Source organism: Pseudomonas sp. S30 (assembly GCF_016518545.1).
Taxonomy (GTDB): Bacteria; Pseudomonadota; Gammaproteobacteria; order Pseudomonadales; family Pseudomonadaceae; genus Aquipseudomonas.
Genome location: NZ_JACVTO010000003.1, coordinates 244,321 through 263,583, shown reverse-complemented (window position 1 = coordinate 263,583; position 19,263 = coordinate 244,321). Strand labels below are relative to the sequence as shown.

The 19,263-nt window shown below is 66.6% G+C and carries 13 protein-coding genes and 1 riboswitch; of the genes, 6 read left to right on the top strand and 7 right to left on the bottom strand.

Features of this window, described 5'->3' with window-relative positions:
* Positions 1-20 precede the first annotated feature (20 nt).
* From IAE34_RS05650 to trhA, 3 genes are all read left to right on the top strand, one after another.
* Entirely contained in the window at positions 21-5,297 is a 5,277-nt protein-coding gene (locus IAE34_RS05650; RefSeq protein ID WP_200137878.1) for a hybrid sensor histidine kinase/response regulator, read from the top strand.
* A complete protein-coding gene (locus tag IAE34_RS05645) occupies positions 5,290-5,751 on the top strand; it encodes a chemotaxis protein CheW (protein WP_200137877.1) in 462 nt (153 codons plus the stop codon). Before IAE34_RS05650 ends, IAE34_RS05645 begins: the two co-directional genes overlap by 8 nt.
* A gap of 127 nt (positions 5,752-5,878) precedes the next feature.
* Complete coding sequence (trhA, locus tag IAE34_RS05640; protein WP_200137876.1) at positions 5,879-6,496, top strand: PAQR family membrane homeostasis protein TrhA; 618 nt, start codon at positions 5,879-5,881, stop codon at positions 6,494-6,496.
* 43 nt (positions 6,497-6,539) lie between these two features.
* Here trhA and IAE34_RS05635 read toward each other — a convergent pair whose 3' ends face one another.
* Together IAE34_RS05635 and IAE34_RS05630 are read right to left on the bottom strand one after the other, a co-directional pair.
* Complete coding sequence (locus IAE34_RS05635) at positions 6,540-7,259, bottom strand: 16S rRNA (uracil(1498)-N(3))-methyltransferase (protein WP_200137875.1); 720 nt, start codon at positions 7,257-7,259, stop codon at positions 6,540-6,542.
* 63 nt (positions 7,260-7,322) lie between these two features.
* On the bottom strand, positions 7,323-8,729 hold the full coding sequence (locus tag IAE34_RS05630) for an adenosylmethionine--8-amino-7-oxononanoate transaminase (RefSeq protein ID WP_200137874.1): 1,407 nt from the start codon (positions 8,727-8,729) through the stop codon (positions 7,323-7,325).
* Positions 8,730-8,929: 200 nt separating this feature from the next.
* Here IAE34_RS05630 and IAE34_RS05625 point away from each other — a divergent pair, with 200 nt between their 5' ends.
* The 3 genes from IAE34_RS05625 to IAE34_RS05615 all read left to right on the top strand — a co-directional run bounded on the left by IAE34_RS05625 (position 8,930) and on the right by IAE34_RS05615 (position 12,325).
* Positions 8,930-10,948 carry a flavin monoamine oxidase family protein gene (locus IAE34_RS05625; RefSeq protein ID WP_200137873.1) on the top strand — a complete coding sequence of 673 codons (2,019 nt, stop codon included), beginning with the start codon at positions 8,930-8,932 and terminating at the stop codon, positions 10,946-10,948.
* Between the two features lie 212 nt (positions 10,949-11,160).
* Positions 11,161-11,712: a cytochrome b gene (locus IAE34_RS05620; RefSeq protein WP_200137872.1), complete on the top strand. Its 552-nt coding sequence runs from the start codon at positions 11,161-11,163 to the stop codon at positions 11,710-11,712.
* A gap of 34 nt (positions 11,713-11,746) precedes the next feature.
* Positions 11,747-12,325: a YceI family protein gene (locus IAE34_RS05615; protein ID WP_200137871.1), complete on the top strand. Its 579-nt coding sequence runs from the start codon at positions 11,747-11,749 to the stop codon at positions 12,323-12,325.
* A 119-nt stretch (positions 12,326-12,444) separates the two neighbouring features.
* Here IAE34_RS05615 and IAE34_RS05610 read toward each other — a convergent pair whose 3' ends face one another.
* From IAE34_RS05610 to ahcY, 5 genes are all read right to left on the bottom strand, one after another.
* A complete protein-coding gene (locus IAE34_RS05610) occupies positions 12,445-14,346 on the bottom strand; it encodes a DEAD/DEAH box helicase (protein ID WP_200137870.1) in 1,902 nt (633 codons plus the stop codon).
* 220 nt (positions 14,347-14,566) lie between these two features.
* Complete coding sequence (locus tag IAE34_RS05605) at positions 14,567-15,355, bottom strand: substrate-binding periplasmic protein (protein ID WP_200137869.1); 789 nt, start codon at positions 15,353-15,355, stop codon at positions 14,567-14,569.
* A gap of 44 nt (positions 15,356-15,399) precedes the next feature.
* Positions 15,400-16,476, bottom strand: a complete 1,077-nt coding sequence (locus IAE34_RS05600) for a hypothetical protein (protein ID WP_200137868.1) — start codon at positions 16,474-16,476, stop codon at positions 15,400-15,402.
* A 90-nt stretch (positions 16,477-16,566) separates the two neighbouring features.
* The gene (gene metF, locus IAE34_RS05595; RefSeq protein WP_200137867.1) at positions 16,567-17,412 is read right to left on the bottom strand and encodes a methylenetetrahydrofolate reductase [NAD(P)H]; all 846 of its coding nucleotides are present in this window, start codon (positions 17,410-17,412) and stop codon (positions 16,567-16,569) included.
* A gap of 153 nt (positions 17,413-17,565) precedes the next feature.
* Positions 17,566-18,975: an adenosylhomocysteinase gene (ahcY, locus tag IAE34_RS05590; protein ID WP_200137866.1), complete on the bottom strand. Its 1,410-nt coding sequence runs from the start codon at positions 18,973-18,975 to the stop codon at positions 17,566-17,568.
* 21 nt (positions 18,976-18,996) lie between these two features.
* A riboswitch (S-adenosyl-L-homocysteine riboswitch) is annotated at positions 18,997-19,093 on the bottom strand.
* Between the last annotated feature and the right edge of the window lie 170 nt (positions 19,094-19,263).

Here is a 19,263-nt window from a genome sequence, read left to right as displayed (position 1 = left end):
CGTCGATGGCTGTCATGCCCATGAACCCCCTGCGTCACGATACCGTCGGCCTGAGCTGGACCAGGGCGGCCATCGCCGAATGCCTCGCCCAGGCCCGCCAGGCGCTGGAGCGCTCGCCGGACGAGCCGCAGGCCCTGGCGCTGTTCGTCGACCACCTGCATCAGGTGCGTGGCTGCTTGGCGATGCTCGAACTCAACGGCGCGGCGCGCCTGGCCGAAGAGCTGGAGCAGCTCGGGCGGGCACTGCACGCAGGCCAGGTCGGCCTGCGCGGCGATTGCCTGGGCGCCTTGCAGCGCGGCCTCGAGCAGCTGCCGGCGTATCTGGATCGCCTGCGCGGCGCACGCCACGACCTGCCGCTGACGGTACTGCCGCTGCTCAACCAGCTGCGCGCGTGCCGGGGTGCCGAGGCCCTGGCCCAGGACAGCCTCATGGGCGAGGCGGCGCGACGCCTGGCCGGCGCCAGCGACCTGGCCGGCCTCGACCTGTCGCTGGGCCAGTGGCCGCAACCGCTGGCGGTCGGCGAAGGGCGCGACGCCCTGCGCTCGGTGATCACCGCCCTGTGCGACGACCTGCTGCGCATCAAGGAACGCCTCGATCCGTTCGTGGCCAACGGCCGCGCGCCGCCCGAGCCCTTGCGGCGCCTGCTGGCGCCCTTGCGTCATGTCGCCGATACCCTCGCCGTACTGGGCTTCCAGCAGCCGCGGCGGGTGATCATCGACCAGGTACTGGTCCTGCAAGCGCTGGCCGAGGGCGAGACGGCGGTGACCGATGCGCCGCTGCTGGACGTGGCCGGCGCGCTGCTGTACGTCGAGGCGACGCTCAACGGCATGCTCGGCGGGCTGGCGGAGGGCGTGGAAGGTGGCCTTGCCAGTGCCGATCAGCACGAGATTCGTCAGCGCGTCTTCGAGGAGTCGCTGTCGGTGCTGCAGCAGGCCAGGGACCTGCTGGGCGACTGCCTGCATTCGGGCTGGTCGCGCCAGCGCCTGCAACCCTTGCCGGGGCTGTTCCAGCAGGTACGCGGGGCACTGGCCATGCTGATGTTGCCGAGCGTGGCGGCGCTGTTCGGCCTGTGCGCCGAGCATGTGCAGGACTCGATCGCTGCACTGGAGCAGCCGCCCGCGCCGGCGCAGCTGGAACCGCTGGCCGACGCCCTCAGCGCGCTGGAGTGCTACCTGCAATGGCAGGTGGCCGATCCACTGGCCGATCCCCAGCGCTTTCTCGACCTGGCCGCGGCGAGCCTGGCCAGGCTCGGCCTGCACAGCCGCCATGAAGCCGAAGCGCCGCCATTGCCGCAGGCCGATGACGGGATCGATGACGACCTGCGCGAGGTGTTTCTCGAAGAGGCCGGCGACCTGTTGCCGGAAATCGAGCGGCAGTGGCTGCGCTGGCGTGCCGACGACCACCCGCGCGAAGCCCTGGTCGCCTTGCGCCGGGCCTTGCACACGCTCAAGGGCAGCGGGCGGATGGTCGGGGCGGGGGTGGTGGCCGAGCTGGCCTGGGCCGCCGAGCACCTGCTCAACCGAGCACTGGAAGGGCGCATCGATGTAGCCGGCGACGGTCTGGTGGCCTTGCAACAGGCCTTCGTACACCTGCCCGATCTGCTGGCCGATTTCGCCGTCGGCCAACCGCCGCGCCTGGCCGAGCTGGAGCGACTGGGCGACCACCTGCATGCCCTGGCGGCGCGCCATGGGTCGTCGCGCACAGCGGTCGAGGGGCTCGACCGGCAGTTGCTGGCCATCTTCCGCAACGAGGCCGAGGGGCACCTGGCCAGCCTGGACGCGTTCATCGAGGCGGCGGCGGGGCAGGACACGCCCGTGACCGACGCCTTGCAGCGCGCCTTGCACACGCTCAAGGGCAGCGCCGCCATGGCCGGGGTGATGCCGATCGCCGAGCTGGCCACCGCGTTCGACCGACTGGCGCGCGAATACAAGGCCCATCGGCTGGACGTGCAGGCGGCAGACCTCGACGCGCTGTGCAGCGCCGCAGGCGCGTTCCGGCGCGGGTTGGCGCAGCTCGAACAGACGCCCCTGGCACCTATTTCCGGTGCCACCGAGCTGATCGAGCAGGTCGGGCTGGCCGTGGACGCTCGTCTGGCGCTGGTTCAGGACCATGCCCCGCACCGGCCGCATGGCCGACGGGATCCGCAGTTGATCGCCAGCTTTCTCACCCAGGGCATGGACATTCTGCTCGATGCCGAGTCGCTGCTCTCGCGCTGGCAGGAGCAGCCGCGCCAGCACCAGGCGCTGGAAACCCTGCTGGACGAGCTGACCACCCTGAGCCATGGCGCGCACCTGGCGGACTTCTGGCAGGTGGACGCCGTCTGCGAAGCGCTGCTGGATCTGTATGGCGCGGTCGAGGAGGGGCGCCTGAGTGCCGACGGGCACTTCTTCGCCCTGGCGCGCCAGGCCCACGAATGCCTGATCGACATGTTCGACGAAATCGCCGCAGGTCAGGACGTCACGCCCGCCGAGCAGTGCCTGCAGGACCTGCGCCGGGTGCTCGACAGTGCCCTGGATCCGGCGGTCAGCGCGGTGGTCGGCGCTGACGGTGTGACGCCGCTGGCGGCGGCGGGGCAGTGGCCGGAGCCGGCCGTGGTGCAACTGTTCCTCGAAGAGGCCGGCGACCTGCTCGACGGCGCCGACAAGGCCCTGCTGCGGTGGCGGCAGGCCCCGCAGAGCGCCTCGCTGCCTGGATCCTCGGTGGCTGCAGCCTTGCAGCAGGACCTGCAGACGCTGCAAGGCGGCGCGCAACTGGCGGCGATCGGGCCGATCGAGCTGCTCGCCCAGGCGCTGGAGCGGGTTTACCACGCCCTGGCGCAGCGGCCTCTACCGCTGGACGACGCAGCGTTCGAGCTGTTGCAGCGCAGCCACGCCGCCCTGGCGCAGATGCTCGACGACCTGCGTCAGGGCCGGATGCCCGACTCGGCGGTGACCCTGCTGGCGCAACTGCGCGAATACCGCCAGGCCTGGCCGTCGCCGACCCGTGTCGATCCGCCCGAGCAGGCGCCTGCCGATGCCGAGCTGCTGGAGGTGTTTCTCGAAGAGAGCTCGGACATCGTCGAAAGTGCTGCGGCGGCCCTGGCACGCTGGCAGGCCGATCCGCGCAGCCGGGTCGAAGCGGAGAACCTGCTGCGCGACCTGCATACCCTCAAGGGCGGCGCGCGCATGGTGCAGATCGCCGCCATTGGCGATCTGGCCCACGAACTGGAGTTTCTCTACGAGTTGCTCGCCGCGGGCCGGCTGCCACCCACCCCGGCCCTGTTCAGCCTGTTGCAGAACTGCCACGACCGTCTGGCGCAGATGCTCGATGCGGTGCGCGCAGCACAGCCGCTGCATGCGGCCACGGCGCTGATCGATTTCATCCGCAACTTCTCCAGCGCCGCGCTGACCGACAGCGCCGCCGGGCAGGTGCCGGTGCAGGCCGATGCCGCGGAGTCGCCGGCGCTGGCTGCCGAGCGCACGCCGGGGGACATGGTCAAGGTCGATGCCGAACTGCTCGACGAGCTGGGCAACCTGGCCAGCGAGCACGCGATCATCCGCGGGCGCATCGAGCAGCAGGTCAACGATGCGCAATTCGCCCTCAGCGAGATGGAAACCACCCTGGAACGCATGCGCGACCAGTTGCTGCGCCTGGACACCGAGACCCAGGCGCGCATGGCCGGTCGCTGGCAGGCCGAAGGCGATGTGTACGACGACTTCGATCCGCTGGAGATGGACCGTCACTCGCAGTTGCAGCAGTTGTCCCAGGCACTGTTCGAGTCGGCGTCCGACCTGCTCGACCTCAAGGAGACCCTGGCGCAGCAGACCCAGGAAGCCCACGGCCTGCTGCAGCAGCAGGCGCGGGTCAACAGCCAGTTGCAGGAAGGTCTCACCGCCACCTTGATGGTGCCCTTCGAGCGCCTGGTGCCGCGTTTGCAGCGGGTCGTGCGGCAGGTGGCCAGCGAGCTGGGCAAGCAGGTGGAACTGGTGGTGGGCAACGCCGAAGGCGAGCTGGACCGCAGCGTGCTCGAACGCATGGTCGCGCCCCTGGAACATATGCTGCGCAACGCCGTGGACCATGGCCTGGAGCCGCGTGAGGTGCGCCTGGCGGCGGGCAAGCCGGAGCAGGGCACCATTCACCTGGACCTGCTGCACGAAGGCGCGGACATCGTCATCGAAATGAGCGACGACGGTGCCGGGGTGCCGCTCGAGGCGGTACGCAAAAAAGCCATCAAGCGTGGCCTGCTGGCGCCTCAGGCGCGGCTGAGCGACCACGAGATTCTCCAGTTCATCCTGCGTCCGGGTTTTTCGACCGCCGAAAAGATCACCCAGATTTCCGGGCGTGGCCTGGGCATGGACGTGGTGCACGAGGAGGTCAAGCAGCTCGGCGGCTCGATGACCATCGAGTCCAGCGCCGGCAAGGGCGCGCGCTTTCAGATCCGCCTGCCGTTCACCGTTTCGCTGAACCGGGCGCTCATGGTCCACCTGGGCGACGAGCAGTACGCCATTCCCCTGGACACCATCGAGGGTATCGTGCGGGTGCCCCCGGCCGAGCTCGAAGCCTGCTATCAGCAGGATCCACCGCGTTACCGCTATGGCGGTCAGGACTACCGGCTGCGCTACCTGGGCGAGCTGTTGCAGGCAGTGGCCCGGCCACGCCTGCTGGGCCAGAGCGTGCCGCTGCCGGTGCTGCTGATGCACGCCCAGGAGCAGTCGTTCGCGATCCAGGTCGACAGCCTGTCGCCGAGCCGCGAGATCGTGGTCAAGAGCCTGGGCCCGCAGTTCGCGGCGGTGCCGGGGTTGTCCGGCGCGACCTTGCTCGGTGACGGGCGAGTGGTGCTGATCCTCGACCTGCTCGGCCAGTTGCGCGGCCAGCAGCGACGCCTGGCGCGTCTGCCGGTGGACGATGCGTCTGGCCGATCGCTGTTCGGCCCGGCGCCGCGTCGGCAGTTGCTGGTGATGGTGGTGGACGACTCGGTCACGGTGCGCAAGGTCACCAGCCGCCTGCTGGAGCGTCACGGCATGAGCGTGCTGACCGCCAAGGACGGTGTCGATGCCATGGCCCTGCTGGAGCAGCATCGCCCCGATGTGCTGCTGCTGGACATCGAGATGCCGCGCATGGACGGTTTCGAGGTGGCCACGCGCATCCGCCGCGACAACCGCATGCATGGCTTGCCGATCATCATGATCACCTCGCGGACCGGCCAGAAGCACCGCGACCGGGCCATGGCCATCGGCGTCAACGAATACCTCGGCAAGCCTTATCAGGAATCGGTGCTGCTGCAAAGCATCGCCCACTGGAGCCAAGCCCATGCTTGAACACATCGCCGGCCAGCGCAGCAGCCTCACCGGGCTGCTGTTGCCCCTGGGCGACCGCACCCTGGTGCTGCCGAACGTGGCGGTGGCCGAACTGATCGGTGAGCGGGCGTTCGTCTGCGAGCGTCACCAACCCGCCTGGCACATGGGCTGGATCGCCTGGCGCCAGCAGCGCCTGCCGCTGATCGGCTTCGAAGCCGCCTGTGGCGGCCAGACGCCCTGCGGCGAGCGAGCCCGCATCGTGGTGCTCAACGCCTTGGGCGACAGCGACCAGCGCTACCTGGCGCTGCTGCTGCAGGGCATTCCGCGCTCGTGCAAGCTCGACAGCCAGCTCAACTATGTGGACGTGCCGCTGGCCGAGCTGGAGCAGGCCGCCGTGCAAGTGGGCGATCTCGTGGCTCGCGTGCCGGACCTCATCGCTCTGGAGCGGCTGGTGCGCGAGGCGGCATTGGGCTGAGGGCAAGGCCAGGAAAGCATGCACCCTCGCGCCCGGCGTGTCACGCAAGGGTCATCTGTCCCTTGCAAAGTGCCTCTGGTATCTGCTGTCCTTGAAACTGGTCGCGATAAAGGGAGTCTGTTTACCCATGTATCACGGTGAGCGTTTCAACGCCTGGACCCATCTCGTCGGCGCCCTCCTGGCTGCCGTTGGCGCCATCTGGCTGATTGCCGTTGCGGGCCTGCAGGGCGATCCCTGGAAGATCGTCAGCTTCTCCATCTATGGCTTCACCCTGCTGATGCTCTACAGCATCTCCACGCTCTATCACAGCACGCGTGGACGCACGAAGGTGGTCATGCGCAAGCTCGATCACCTGTCGATCTACCTGCTGATCGCCGGCAGCTATACGCCGTTCTGCCTGGTCAGCCTGCGCGGGCCCTGGGGCTGGAGCCTGTTCGGCGTGGTCTGGGGGCTGGCGTTGATCGGCATGCTGCAGGAGATCAAGCCGCGCTCAGAGGCGCGGGTCCTGTCGATCATCATCTACGCAGTGATGGGCTGGATCGTGCTGGTCGCCGTCGACCCACTGCTGCACCGGCTCGGTACGGCCGGCTTCGCCTGGCTGGCCGCCGGCGGCGTGCTGTACACCGTCGGCATCATCTTCTTCGCCTTCGACAGCCGCTTCCGGCACTGGCACGGTATCTGGCACCTGTTCGTCATCGCCGGCAGCCTGATGCATTTCATCGCGGTGTCGTTCTATGTCGCCTGAAGTTACGCGGCCGTCACGCCTCGCCCAGTCTTTTCAGACAGCGCTAGAAATCGCCCCACAGCTGCTGCGCCACCGACAGCGCCACCACCGGTGCGGTCTCGGTGCGCAGCACCCGTGGACCCAGGCGCGCGGCGTGGAAACCGGCGGCCTTGGCCTGCTCGACTTCGGCGTCGCTCAGCCCCCCTTCCGGGCCGATCAGGAACGCCAGGCGCTGCGGCCTGGCATGGCTGCTCAGCGCCTGGGCGACGGGGTGCAGCACCAGCTTCAGGTCGGCCTCGACCGTCTCGATCCACTCGCCCAGGGTCACCGGCGCGAGGATCTGCGGCAGGCTCGAACGGCCGCACTGTTCACAGGCACTGATCGCCACCTGGCGCCAGTGGGCCAGGCGCTTGTCGGCGCGTTCATCCTTCAGGCGCACCTCGCAGCGCTCGCTGACGATCGGGGTGATGGCCTGCACGCCCAGCTCGGTGGCCTTCTGGATCGCCCAGTCCATGCGCTCGCCACGCGACAGCCCCTGACCCAGGTGCACCTGCAGCGGTGAGTCGGGCTGGCCGGCGATGGCCTGCTCGAGTGCGACCCGCACCGATTTCTTGCCGACTTCCAGCAGCTGGCCCAGGTATTCCTGACCGCTGCCGTCGAATAATTGCACTGCGTCGCCTGCGCTCATGCGCAGCACGCGGCCGATGTAATGGGCCTGGGTCTCGGGGAGCGCGTGCTCGCCGAGGCTCAGGGGGGCGTCGATGAAGAAGCGGGACAGTCTCATGGTCAGGCTCGTGGGTGAAGGGGCAGGCGCCCGTGCGGGGCGCATCCAGGGGGCCGGCTCGGCTCAGCCCGGGTCGCGGAAGTCGGGATGGAAGTTGGCAGGCACCGCCACGCTGATCTGCCCGGCGGTGGCGATGTCGATGCCTTCGCTGGCCACTTCGGCGAGGAAATCGATCTGCTCCGGGGTGATCACGTACGGCGGCAGGAAGTACACCACGCTACCCAACGGGCGCAGCAGGGCGCCGCGGCTCAAGGCATGCTCGAAGACCTTGAGGCCGCGGCGTTCCTGCCACGGGTAGGCGACCTTGCCGGCCTTGTCCTTGACCATTTCGATGGCCAGGGCCATGCCGGTCTGGCGCACTTCCGCCACATGGGGGTGATCGACCAGGTGCGCCGTGGCACTGGCCATGCGCGTGGCCAGGGCCTTGTTGGCTTCGATCACCTGGTCCTGCTCGAAGATGTCCAGCGTCGCCAGGGCCGCGGCGCATGCCAGCGGGTTGCCCGTGTAGCTGTGCGAATGCAGGAAGGCGCGCAGGGTCGGGTAGTCGTCGTAGAACGCCTGGTATACATCGTCGGTGGTCAGGCAGGCGGCCAGCGGCAGGTAGCCCCCGGTGAGTGCCTTGGACAGGCACAGGAAGTCGGGGCGAATGCCGGCCTGCTCGCAGGCGAACATCGTGCCGGTGCGGCCGAAGCCCACCGCGATCTCGTCATGGATCAGGTGCACGCCGTAGCGGTCGCAGGCTTCGCGCAGCAGCCTGAGGTAGACCGGGTGGTACATGCGCATGCCGCCGGCGCCCTGGATCAGCGGCTCGACGATCACCGCCGCGATGCTGGCGTGGTGCTCGGCCAGGGTCTGCTCCATGACCTCGAACAAGGTGCGCGAGTGCGCCTCCCAGCTCACCCCTTCAGGGCGCAGGTAGCAGTCGGGGCTGGGCACCTTGAGGGTGTCGAGCAGCAGCGGCTTGTAGGTCTCGGTGAACAGCGGCACGTCGCCGACCGACATCGCGGCGATGGTCTCGCCGTGGTAGCTGTTGGTCAGGGTGACGAAGCGCTTCTTGGCGCTCTGGCCCTTGTTCTGCCAATAGTGGAAGCTCATCTTCAGCGCCACTTCGATGCACGACGAGCCATTGTCGGCGTAGAACACCCGATCCAGGCCAGGCGGGGTCATGGCCACCAGACGCTCGGACAGCTCGATCACCGGCTGATGGCTGAAGCCTGCGAGGATCACGTGTTCGAGCTGGTCGACCTGATCCTTGATGCGCTGGTTGATGCGCGGGTTGGCGTGGCCGAAGACGTTGACCCACCAGGAGCTCACCGCGTCCAGGTAACGCTTGCCGTCGAAGTCCTCCAGCCACACGCCCTCACCGCGACGAATCGGGATCAGCGGCAGGTGCTCGTGGTCTTTCATCTGCGTGCAGGGGTGCCAGAGGACCTCGAGGTCGCGCTGCATCCACTGTTGATTCAGGCCCATGGGCATATCTCCTGACGGGGTGGCGGGTAAGACGGCGTAAGCCTAAGCAAAGCCACCTGCAGGAACAACCTCGGATTTTGCGCACGCACGCAAGCATGCATCGCGCTGGCAGGCCCGAGGGCTCCTGACGTATTCTTCACGCGCCTCTCGGGGAATACCTCCCCACTTACATTCTCGCTTCTGATCCGGAGTTCGCCGACATGGCTGCTGCTTGGGTGCGCCTGTGCGCATTGGTGTTGATAGGTGCAACCAGCGCTGGGGCGCTGGCGAAGGACAAGACGCCCACGGCGATCGTGGTCGGCGGCGGCATGGCAGGCCTGACGGCGGCCTATGAACTTCAGGCCAAGGGCTGGCAGGTGACCTTGCTCGAAGCCAAGGCCGGTATCGGTGGGCGCTCGGGGCTGGCGACCAGCGAATGGATCGGTAACGACAAGGCGCAGCCGGTGCTCAACCAGTACCTGCAACGCTTCAAGCTCGAGACCCTGCCCGCGCCCGAGTTCGTGCGCGCGCCCGGCTATCTGATCGACGGCGAGTACTTCAGCCCAGTCGACCTGGCCACCAAGCAGCCGGCCACCGCCGAGGCCATCAAGCGCTACGAGAAGACCCTCGACGACCTGGCCGCCTCCATCGACGATCCGGCCAATCCGGCGACCAACAACACCCTGTTCGCCCTCGATCAGATCAACGTGGCGGCCTGGCTGGACAAACTGCAACTGCCCGCCACCGCGCGCCAGCTGGTCAATCAGGAAATCCGCACCCGCTACGACGAGCCGTCGCGGCTGTCGCTGCTGTACTTCGCCCAGCAGGCGCGGGTGTATCGCGGGGTGGGCGATCGCGACCTGCGCGCCGCCCGCCTGCCCGGTGGCAGCCCGGTGCTGGCCCAGGCCTTCGTCAAGCAGATCAAGACCCTGAAGACCAACTCGCCGGTCAGCGCCATCGTCCAGGACAAGGACGGGGTGACCGTCAAGGTCGGCTCCGTGGGCTACCAGGCCGACTACGTGGTGCTGGCGGTGCCGCTGCGTGCGCTGGCCAGGATCCAGATGACGCCGTCGCTGGACGCCCAGCACATGGCTGCGGTCAAGGGCACCAACTATGGGTGGCGCGATCAGTTGCTGCTCAAGTTCAAGAACCCGGTGTGGGAAAGTCGCTCGCGCCTGTCGGGCGAGATCTACAGCAACGCTGGGCTGGGCATGCTGTGGGTCGAACCCGCACTCAAGGGCGGCGCCAACCTGGTGATCAACCTGTCCGGGGATAACGCGCGCCTGTTGCAAGCCTTCGGCGACAAGCAGATGGTCGATCAGGTGCTGATTCGCCTGCATGCGTTGTATCCACAGGCGCGGGGCGCGTTCACCGGCTACGAGGTCAAGCGCTACAGCGCAGATCCGGGTACCGGTGGCGCCTACCTGGCCTATGGGCCGGGACAGATCAGCAAGTACTGGCGTCTGTGGGAGCGTCCGATGCAGCGCGTCGCCTTCGCCGGCGAGCACACCGATGCGCTCTACCCAGGCACCCTGGAAGGCGCACTGCGCAGCGGCCAGCGTGCGGCGGGGCAGGTCGAGGATCTGGCGGCGGGCAAGTCGTTCGAGCCGGTGGCCAAGGCTGCACCCGTGGTGGCGGGCGCTGCGGCTGCAGGGGCGGCGGCGGCCAAGCCCAAGCCCGGCTTCTTCGCGAGCCTGTTCGGTGGCGGCGACGCACCGGCCAGTAAAGCGGAACCGGCCACCCCGCCGGCACCTGCCGCAGCACCGGCCAAGGACAAGCCTGGCTTCTTCGCGCGCCTGTTCGGTGGGAGCGACGCAGCGGCCAGCAAGCCTGATGCGGCCACGCCGTCGGCACCTGCCGCCGCGCCGGCCAAGGAGAAGCCCGGCTTCTTCTCGCGCCTGTTCGGTGGCGACGATCAACCCGTCACTCAGCCTGCACCGGTGACCCCGCCTGCGCAGCCGGCAGTGGCGGCGCCTCCGGTGCCAGCCCCTGCGCCAGCCACGCCCGCTGCCGCGCCGGCCGCCAAGGATGTGCCGCCCAAGCCTGCCGCGAAACCGGCTGCCGCCAAAACGGCGCCGAGCACGTCCACGCCGGCCAAGGCGGCGCCTGCCAAGCATGCCCCGGCCCACAAGCCGGCGGCCAAGCAGCCCAGCAAGCCCGAGACGGCCAAAAAGGCCGTGAGCAAGCCTGAGCAGGCCAAGCACAAGTCAGCCTCCGACAGCCCGAGCAAGGCAGACTGATCGCTGGCGTCATCGAGCTTCGGCGAGGGTTTCTCGCCGAAGCGCTTCACGGCGCCTCGCAGGTGACATTCGGCCCAAGTTAATGTTTTCTTAATGGGCCGATCACACACTAATAAATCGGATATATCGATAATATGAAGCGGTTTTTTCCGCTTTCATTCGATGTTTTTCGCGCTATCGTGTGCTCAGCTTCTTCGGGGGATAACGCCATCATGCAACTGCGCAACTCTGCCTCGCGCTACGGTGCGGTCAGCATCGCCCTCCATTGGGGTGTGGCGCTGGCCGTATTCGGCCTGTTCGGCCTGGGGCTGTGGATGGTCGGGCTCGACTACTACGATCCGTGGCGCAAAGCTGGCCCGGACCTGCACAAGAGCATCGGCCTGGTATTGCTGGCGACGATGCTGCTGCGAGTGCTGTGGCGCCTGATCAGCCCGCCGCCGCCGACCTTGGCCACCCACGGCACCTTCACCCGTGTCGCGGCCAAGCTCGGGCATCTGGGCTTGTACCTGGGGCTGTTCGCGGTGATGACCGCGGGCTACCTGATCTCCACCGCCGACGGCGTCGGCATTCCGGTGTTCGGCCTGTTCGAAGTACCGGCGCTGGTCAGCAACCTGCCCGACCAGGCAGACGTTGCCGGCACGATCCATCTGTACCTGGCCTGGGGGCTGGTGATCTTCGCCGGTTTGCATGGTCTGGCCGCCCTCAAGCACCATTTCATCGACCGTGACGCGACCCTCACTCGCATGCTGGGCCGCAAGGCTTGACCCTCAACCTCAATCGCAATGGAAGGAACTAAGGATGTTGAAGAAGACGTTTGCAGCACTGGCCCTCGGTACCGCTCTGCTTGGCGCAGGTCAGGCAATGGCTGCCGAGTACAAGATCGACAAGGAAGGCCAGCACGCCTTCGTCGACTGGAAGATCAGCCACCTGGGCTACAGCTTCATCCACGGCACGTTCAAGGACTTCGACGGTAATTTCAGCTGGGACAGCGCCAAGCCGGAAGCCAGCAAGATCAGCGTCGACCTGAAAACCGCCAGCCTGTGGTCCAATCACGCCGAACGTGACAAGCACATCGCCAGCGCCGATTTTCTCGACGTCAAGAAGTACCCTGAGGCCAAGTTCGTCTCGACTGCGGTGAAGTCCACTGGTGACAAGACCGCCGACGTGACCGGCGACCTGACCCTGCACGGCGTGACCAAGCCGGTCACTTTCAAGGCCGTGTTCAACGGTGAAGGCAAGGATCCATGGGGTGGCGAGCGCGCCGGCTTCAATGCCAAGACTACGCTGAACCTGAGCGACTTCGGCATCAAAGGCCCAGGCCCGACCTCCCAGACGCTGGATCTGGACATCAGCCTGGAAGGCGTGAAACAGAAATGAGCCCTCGGTAGCGGCGCTTCGCCGCTACTCCCCGCGACGGGCTGCGAAGCAGCCCTTTGCACCTGCCCCAGGCCGGTGCCACCGGCCATCGCCGATAGCGCCTGCTCCGGTACCGGCGCCTAGCCGCCCTTGCGGGTCAATAGTGCCGGACGCTCACCCCGTGGGCGGCTTGGCAAGTCTTCCAGCTGCTCGGGTGTCGGATAGCGATCGAGCTTGGATTCCTTGCGAATGATCACCGGTGCGGGCTGCGATTCCCGTGGATTACGCACGGCCGGCTCCTGACGCGAGCTGTCTTCACGGCGACCGCGACCTGGATTGCCATCGCGACGTGCGCCGCCGGCATTGTTGCGCGGGCGCTTGTCGCCGCCCTGGCCGCCCTGGCGCTGCCCACCACCACCGCCGTTATTGCTGCGTGGCTGGCCGCCTGCGGAACGCTGGCCTTGGCCCTGAGCCTGACCGCCATTACCGCCGGGACGACGGTTGCGGCCCTGGCCCTTGCCATTCTGGTAGGGGCTGACGTAATCGGCACGGTTGCCGAAATTGTCGATGTCATCGTCCAGGAACACCTCAGGATCGCGGTCCTGCGGCACCTTGGGCGCGCTGGTCTGGGCCTGGCCGTTCTGAGCCTGGCGAGGCTTGCGGTTGTCGCGCGGCTTGCGCGGCTCCTGCTTCCTGGCCTGGGACTTTTCGCCGGCGCCTTCCTTGTCGGCAGGTTTTTCCGCAGAGGGCTGCTTGGCACGGCCTTTGTCCTTGCCCTTGTCCTTGCGCCCGCCGCTGCCTTCCTTGCTGCTCTCGCCACGCGGCTGATTACGGCCGCCGCGACCATTGCTCGGCTGACGCTCGCGCACTTCGGGTTTTTCCGCTTCCACCTGAGAGGCGTCGAAGCCCATCAGGTCGCCATCCGGGATCTTCTGGCGGGTGACCCGCTCGATGCTCTTGAGCAGCTTCTCTTCATCCGGCGCCACCAGCGAGATGGCCTCGCCGGACCGGCCGGCGCGACCGGTACGGCCAATGCGGTGGACGTAGTCTTCCTCGACGTTGGGCAGCTCGAAGTTGACCACGTGGGGCAATTGATCGATGTCCAGGCCGCGGGCCGCGATGTCGGTGGCCACCAGCACGCGCACGCTGTTGGCCTTGAAGTCGGCCAGGGCCTTGGTGCGGGCATTCTGGCTCTTGTTGCCATGGATCGCGGCAGCGGTCAGGCCGTGCTTTTCCAGGTACTCGGCCAGGCGATTGGCACCGTGCTTGGTGCGGGTGAACACCAGCACCTGCTCCCAGGCGCCGAGGGTGATCAGGTGCGCCAGCAGGGCACGCTTGTGGCTGGCCGCCAGGCGATAGACTCGCTGCTCGATACGTTCGACGGTGGTATTGGGCGGCGTGACCTCGATGCGCTCGGGGTTGTGCAGCAGCTTGTCCGCCAGGTCGGTGATGTCCTTGGAGAAGGTCGCCGAGAACAGCAGGTTCTGGCGCTTGGCCGGCAGCCGGGCCAGGACCTTCTTCACGTCGTGGATGAAGCCCATGTCGAGCATGCGGTCGGCTTCGTCCAGCACCAGGATCTCGACCTTGGACAGGTCGACGCTGCCCTGGCCGGCGAGGTCGAGCAGGCGCCCGGGGCAGGCGACCAGGACATCGACGCCCTTGGCCATGGCCTGGACCTGCGGATTCATGCCGACACCACCGAAGATGCAGGCACTGACGAATTTCAGGTCACGGGCATAGACCTTGAAGCTGTCGTGGACCTGCGCGGCCAGTTCGCGGGTCGGCGTCAGGACCAGTACGCGCGGTTGGCGCGGGCCGTGACGCTGGGATTTGTCGGGGTGGCCATCCGGGAACAGGCGTTCCAGGATCGGCAGGGCGAAGCCACCGGTTTTACCGGTACCTGTCTGAGCGGCGACCATCAGGTCGCGACCTTGCAACACGGCGGGAATGGCCCGCTGTTGCACCGGGGTAGGCTGGGTATAGCCCGCAGCCTCGATAGCGCGGACAAGTGCCTCGGAGAGACCGAGGGAAGCAAAGGACATGGGCAATCCTGTTCTCGTGTGGGCTGGGCCCTGTGGGATGTTCTGCCTGGCGCGACGGGCATCGAAGGGATGCGATCGCGTCCGGTCCAGCTGGGCTTACACTGCGCATCCGGGAGGGCGGCGGCGGGCACCTTGGGGTGCGGCGCTGCGGGTCGAGATGCCTGTTGCGAGGCCGAGCGTCCGGGCGTGAGCCGGGCGGGAAGGCCCGAGTATAACAGAGCTAGCGCATCGTGCTGCGATCATGCTGCTCAACGGCGTCGAGAAAATCCTCGGGAGCCTCTCGGTAGCGCGCGATCAACGCCGCGTAGGCCGGCTCGCGCTTGAAGCGCTGCAACTCTTCGCCGAACGCCCTGGCCAGGGCTTCACGGCCCGATTTGCGCGCCAGGCCCAGATACTGCGGCTGATGGCCGACGATCAACGGCAACTCCTGAACCACATCCTGCAACCCCAGTCGCTGACGCAGGTAGCGCCCGGCGCGGCGATCGGTGATCAGCAGATCGATGCGTCCGAGCATCAGCTTGCCGAAATTGGCCTCGTGGGTCGGGGCATCTTCGCGGCGAAGCGGTAGAGCGGCCTCGAAGGCGTCACCGTAGGTGTAGCCAGGCGATGTGCCGATGCGCAACCCGCCAAGCTCTTCGAGGCGCTGCACGGGGTGTGGCCGGGCGTTGGCCTGGTACAGCACGAACTCCACGGTCGACAGCGGTTCGGGTGCATAGATGAGATAGGGCTCGCGCTCATCGACATGGAAAATGTCCATGATGCCGTCGGCCAGCCCCTGTTCGACCATCGCCAGGCAGCGCTTCCACGGCAGGAACTGCCAGTCCACCTCCACGCCCAGGCGCTTGAACACTTCGCTGACCACTTCATGGTCGAGCCCGGTGGGCCGTCCGTACTGCCGATAGATGTAGGGCGCCCAGTCGTCGCTGACCAGGCGCAGACGCTCGGCCTGGGCCAACGGGCTCAGGCAGATGAGCAGCAGTGAGCAGACCAGACGGTTCAGAGCGGACATGCAGCGAGAGTACGCCGTCCATGCAGGGCTGGCCAGTAGACGCGCTAGTGTTGACGCGTAGCCAGCAAGTGCCGCTCGACTTCCTCGCGCCGGGCTCCCAGGGTCAGGCGCAGTCCGGGCTGACGCAGGCACCTGCGCAGCTGTTCCGGGCTCAGGCCGCCATGTCGTTGGTCGATGTTTTCCAGCGCCTTGTCCCACCAGGCCGACGCGCTCGCGCGATCGAACTCGTTGGGGTAGGCGTAGCAGCCATACAGCAATTCCCGGGCGAACTGACGCTGGTGGCTGGGCAGGGTCAGGCTCATCGCCTTGTAGCTCAGGCGATGCAGCAGGGGCGGGCGCGGCAATTGGTCGCTGACCTTGTCGACATCCGCCAGCGCGGCCTCGCTGAGGGGATCGGCGGCGTGTTTGCGCAGCCATGCCTGGATCTTGGCGCGAAACAGCTGCTTGCGGCTCCAGTAGTGATGGATGACATCGGTGCATTCATTGAGTGCGAGGGTGCGGTAGGCGGCCACGGCCAGGCAGAACTCCTCGAGGGTGTAGGCGCCATCGGCCTGAGGATAGTACTCATCCATCAGGGCGATGGAGCGGTCGAGCACGGAGGCATCCTGGTCGGTGAGCCCGATCACCCCGGAGTTGACCGTGGGCATGCTGCCGTCAGCCAGGCCCCTTTGTTCCAGCGACGCCTTGAGGTTGACGTAGAGCGGGCAGTGGGTGTGTTGGTCATAGCGACCCTTGATCATGTTGCACAGCAGGCTGCCTGCCTGGACCCGATGCACCAGCTCCATGGGCGATGTGCGGAAGAAGGTGTCCGTGTCGATCAGGATCGCGCGCGCGTGCCGGGTCAGCACCTCGCGCAGCACCACATGCTTGCTGCGGAAATGATAGCCGTGGGGTTCGTTCCAGCGGCGACGGGTCTGCTCGTCCAGCAGGTGGAGCGTGACCGGAAGGCCCTCGTAGGGCTTGGGGTCGTCGGTGTAGACCTGGATCTGCAGGGCCTGCCCTGGCGTGCTGCGCAGGTGTGCCAAGGCACTGACGATACTGAAGCAGGCCTCCTGATGGTACGTGGCCGGACCGAAGGCGAGATAGATGAGCTGGGGTGTTTCGTAGTGGGAGCGTGGCATTGAGCAGACCTGCAGGGTCCTGATTGAACAGGGCTCCCATTCTACATCGGGAACCCTGAACCTTGGTGACAACGATGTTATCCGCAGGTTTCAGCGTGGCAGCTGGAGGTTGCGCCACACGGCCAGGCTTGGCTCGGCCTGGTTCAGGGTGTAGAAGTGCAACCCTGGCGCGCCGCCCTGCAGCAGCGTGTCGCACATCGTGGTGATCACCTCTTCGCCGAATGCCTGGATGCTGGCATTGTCGTCGGCGTAGGCCTCCAGTTGCTTGCGAATCCAGCGCGGGATCTCCGCACCGCAGGCATCGGAGAAGCGCGCCAGCTTGCTGTAGTTGGTGATGGGCATGATGCCCGGCACGATCGGAATGTCCACGCCCAGCTTCTGCACGCGCTCGACGAAGTAGAAGTAGCTGTCGGCGTTGAAGAAATACTGGGTGATGGCGCTGTCGGCACCGGCCTTGACCTTGTGCACGAAGTTGGCCAGGTCGTCCTCGAAGTTGCGCGCCTGGGGGTGCATTTCCGGGTAGGCGGCCACTTCCAGATGGAAATGATCGGCGCTTTCCTGGCGAATGAACTCGACAAGGTCGCTGGCATGGCGCAGCTCGCCACTGGCCATGCCCATACCCGAAGGCAGGTCGCCACGCAGGGCGACGATGCGCCTGATGCCGGCGGCCTTGTACTGGGCGATCAGCGCGCGCAGCTCGGCCTTGCTGTCGCCGACGCACGACAGATGGGGTGCCGCAGGCACCTTCACGTCGTTCTCCAGCTGCAGCACGGTATTGAGCGTGCGGTCGCGGGTCGAGCCTCCGGCACCATAGGTGCAGGAGAAGAAATCGGGATTGTAGCCGGCCAGCTCGCGAGCCACGCTCATGAGCTTTTCATGTCCGGCATCGGTCTTGGTCGGGAAGAACTCGAAACTGTAGCGGCGTTCCTGTGACATCTCTCGCTCCTCAGCTTCAAGCGTCGCGCTTGGAGCTGCAAGTGGACGCCAGGTCGGTGATGGCCGACCTGGCGGGGCATGATCGAGCCTCGAGCGCCGCAGCGGCAGGCGCATACCGCCCCTGCCTGCCGCCTGACGCCCGAGGCTGGCCGCTTAGTAGCGGTAGGCGTCCGGCTTGAACGGGCCTTCGACGGTCACGCCGATGTACTCGGCCTGCTGCGGGGTCAGCTGAGTGACGACGCCGCCGAAGCCGCGGACCATTTCCAGGGCCACTTCCTCGTCGAGCTTCTTGGGCAGCACTTCGACGGTCAGGCGCTGGGCCTTCTTCTCGCTGTTCAGGTCGGCGAACTTCTGCTCGAACAGGAAGATCTGCGCCAGCACCTGGTTGGCGAACGAGCCGTCCATGATCCGGCTCGGGTGGCCGGTGGCGTTGCCCAGGTTCACCAGGCGGCCTTCGGCCAGCAGGATCAGGTAGTCGTCGTTCTGCGGATCGAACACGCCGGTGCCGGTACGGTGGATCTTGTGGACCTGCGGCTTGACCTCTTCCCACGCCCAGTTCTTGCGCATGAAGGCGGTGTCGATCTCGTTGTCGAAGTGACCGATGTTGCACACCACGGCGCGCTTCTTCAGGGCCTTGAGCATGTTGGCATCGCACACGTTGACGTTGCCGGTGGTGGTGACGATCAGGTCGATGCGCCCCAGCAGGTCCTTGTTGACGCCCGCTTCGGTGCCCGTATTGATGCCGTCCTTGAACGGCGAGACCACTTCGAAGCCGTCCATGCACGCCTGCATGGCGCAGATCGGGTCGACTTCGGTGACCTTGACGATCATGCCCTCCTGACGCAGCGACTGGGCCGAGCCCTTGCCCACGTCACCGTAGCCGATCACCAGGGCCTGCTTGCCCGACAGCAGGTGGTCGGTGCCGCGCTTGATGGCATCGTTGAGGCTGTGACGGCAACCGTACTTGTTGTCGTTCTTGCTCTTGGTGACCGAGTCGTTGACGTTGATGGCCGGAACCTTCAGCTCGCCCTTGGCCAGCATGTCCAGCAGGCGGTGCACGCCGGTGGTGGTCTCTTCGGTCACGCCATGGATCTTCTCGAGCATGGCCGGGTATTTCTTGTGCAGGATTTCGGTCAGGTCACCGCCGTCGTCCAGCACCATGTTGGCGTCCCATGGCTGGCCGTCCTTGAGGATGGTCTGCTCGATGCACCACTCGTATTCCTGCTCGGTCTCGCCCTTCCAGGCGAAGACGGGGATGCCGGCAGCGGCGATGGCGGCGGCGGCCTGGTCCTGGGTGGAGAAGATGTTGCAGGACGACCAGCGCACTTCGGCGCCCAGGGCGACCAGGGTCTCGATGAGCACGGCGGTCTGGATGGTCATGTGGATGCAGCCCAGGATACGCGCGCCCTTGAGCGGTTGCTCGGACTGGTACTTGCGGCGCAGCCCCATCAGTGCGGGCATCTCCGACTCGGCGATGATGACTTCCTTGCGACCCCAGTCGGCCAGGGAAATGTCGGCGACCTTGAAATCGGAAAAACCGGCAGGCGTGTTTACAGCGCTCATGAAGAGCCTCCATTCGTAGTGTGCGAATGGGCGCCGTTGTGCGTTGAGCGTCCGCGGGAGCGGACAACGCCCCGTCCGAGCCTGACAGGAACAACCTGCTGCAGCGCCCCTCGGACGGGTGGCGGGATGACCACCGCAGCGGGTGGCCATTTGAAAACGTGCAGATTATAGCCGCGCCCGTGTGACACGCCCAAGACTTTCTGTCGATTAATGGTGTCGATAGACGATGGTCGGTGGAGGCCGGCTGGCCGCTCTGCCATCATGCCGATACGCCAGTCACGCATCTGA

Bases quoted from the DNA above. Each gene is read 5' to 3' on its own strand.
- IAE34_RS05600 (WP_200137868.1), bottom strand. From the start codon at position 16,476: ATGCCACGCTCCCACTACGAAACACCCCAGCTCATCTATCTCGCCTTC.
- IAE34_RS05630 (WP_200137874.1), bottom strand. From the start codon at position 8,729: ATGGGCCTGAATCAACAGTGGATGCAGCGCGACCTCGAGGTCCTCTGG.
- IAE34_RS05635 (WP_200137875.1), bottom strand. From the start codon at position 7,259: ATGAGACTGTCCCGCTTCTTCATCGACGCCCCCCTGAGCCTCGGCGAG.
- IAE34_RS05610 (WP_200137870.1), bottom strand. From the start codon at position 14,346: ATGTCCTTTGCTTCCCTCGGTCTCTCCGAGGCACTTGTCCGCGCTATC.
- IAE34_RS05605 (WP_200137869.1), bottom strand. From the start codon at position 15,355: ATGTCCGCTCTGAACCGTCTGGTCTGCTCACTGCTGCTCATCTGCCTG.
- IAE34_RS05620 (WP_200137872.1), top strand. From the start codon at position 11,161: ATGCAACTGCGCAACTCTGCCTCGCGCTACGGTGCGGTCAGCATCGCC.
- IAE34_RS05615 (WP_200137871.1), top strand. From the start codon at position 11,747: ATGTTGAAGAAGACGTTTGCAGCACTGGCCCTCGGTACCGCTCTGCTT.
- IAE34_RS05625 (WP_200137873.1), top strand. From the start codon at position 8,930: ATGGCTGCTGCTTGGGTGCGCCTGTGCGCATTGGTGTTGATAGGTGCA.
- IAE34_RS05650 (WP_200137878.1), top strand. From the start codon at position 21: ATGAACCCCCTGCGTCACGATACCGTCGGCCTGAGCTGGACCAGGGCG.
- metF (WP_200137867.1), bottom strand. From the start codon at position 17,412: ATGTCACAGGAACGCCGCTACAGTTTCGAGTTCTTCCCGACCAAGACC.
- IAE34_RS05645 (WP_200137877.1), top strand. From the start codon at position 5,290: ATGCTTGAACACATCGCCGGCCAGCGCAGCAGCCTCACCGGGCTGCTG.
- ahcY (WP_200137866.1), bottom strand. From the start codon at position 18,975: ATGAGCGCTGTAAACACGCCTGCCGGTTTTTCCGATTTCAAGGTCGCC.
- trhA (WP_200137876.1), top strand. From the start codon at position 5,879: ATGTATCACGGTGAGCGTTTCAACGCCTGGACCCATCTCGTCGGCGCC.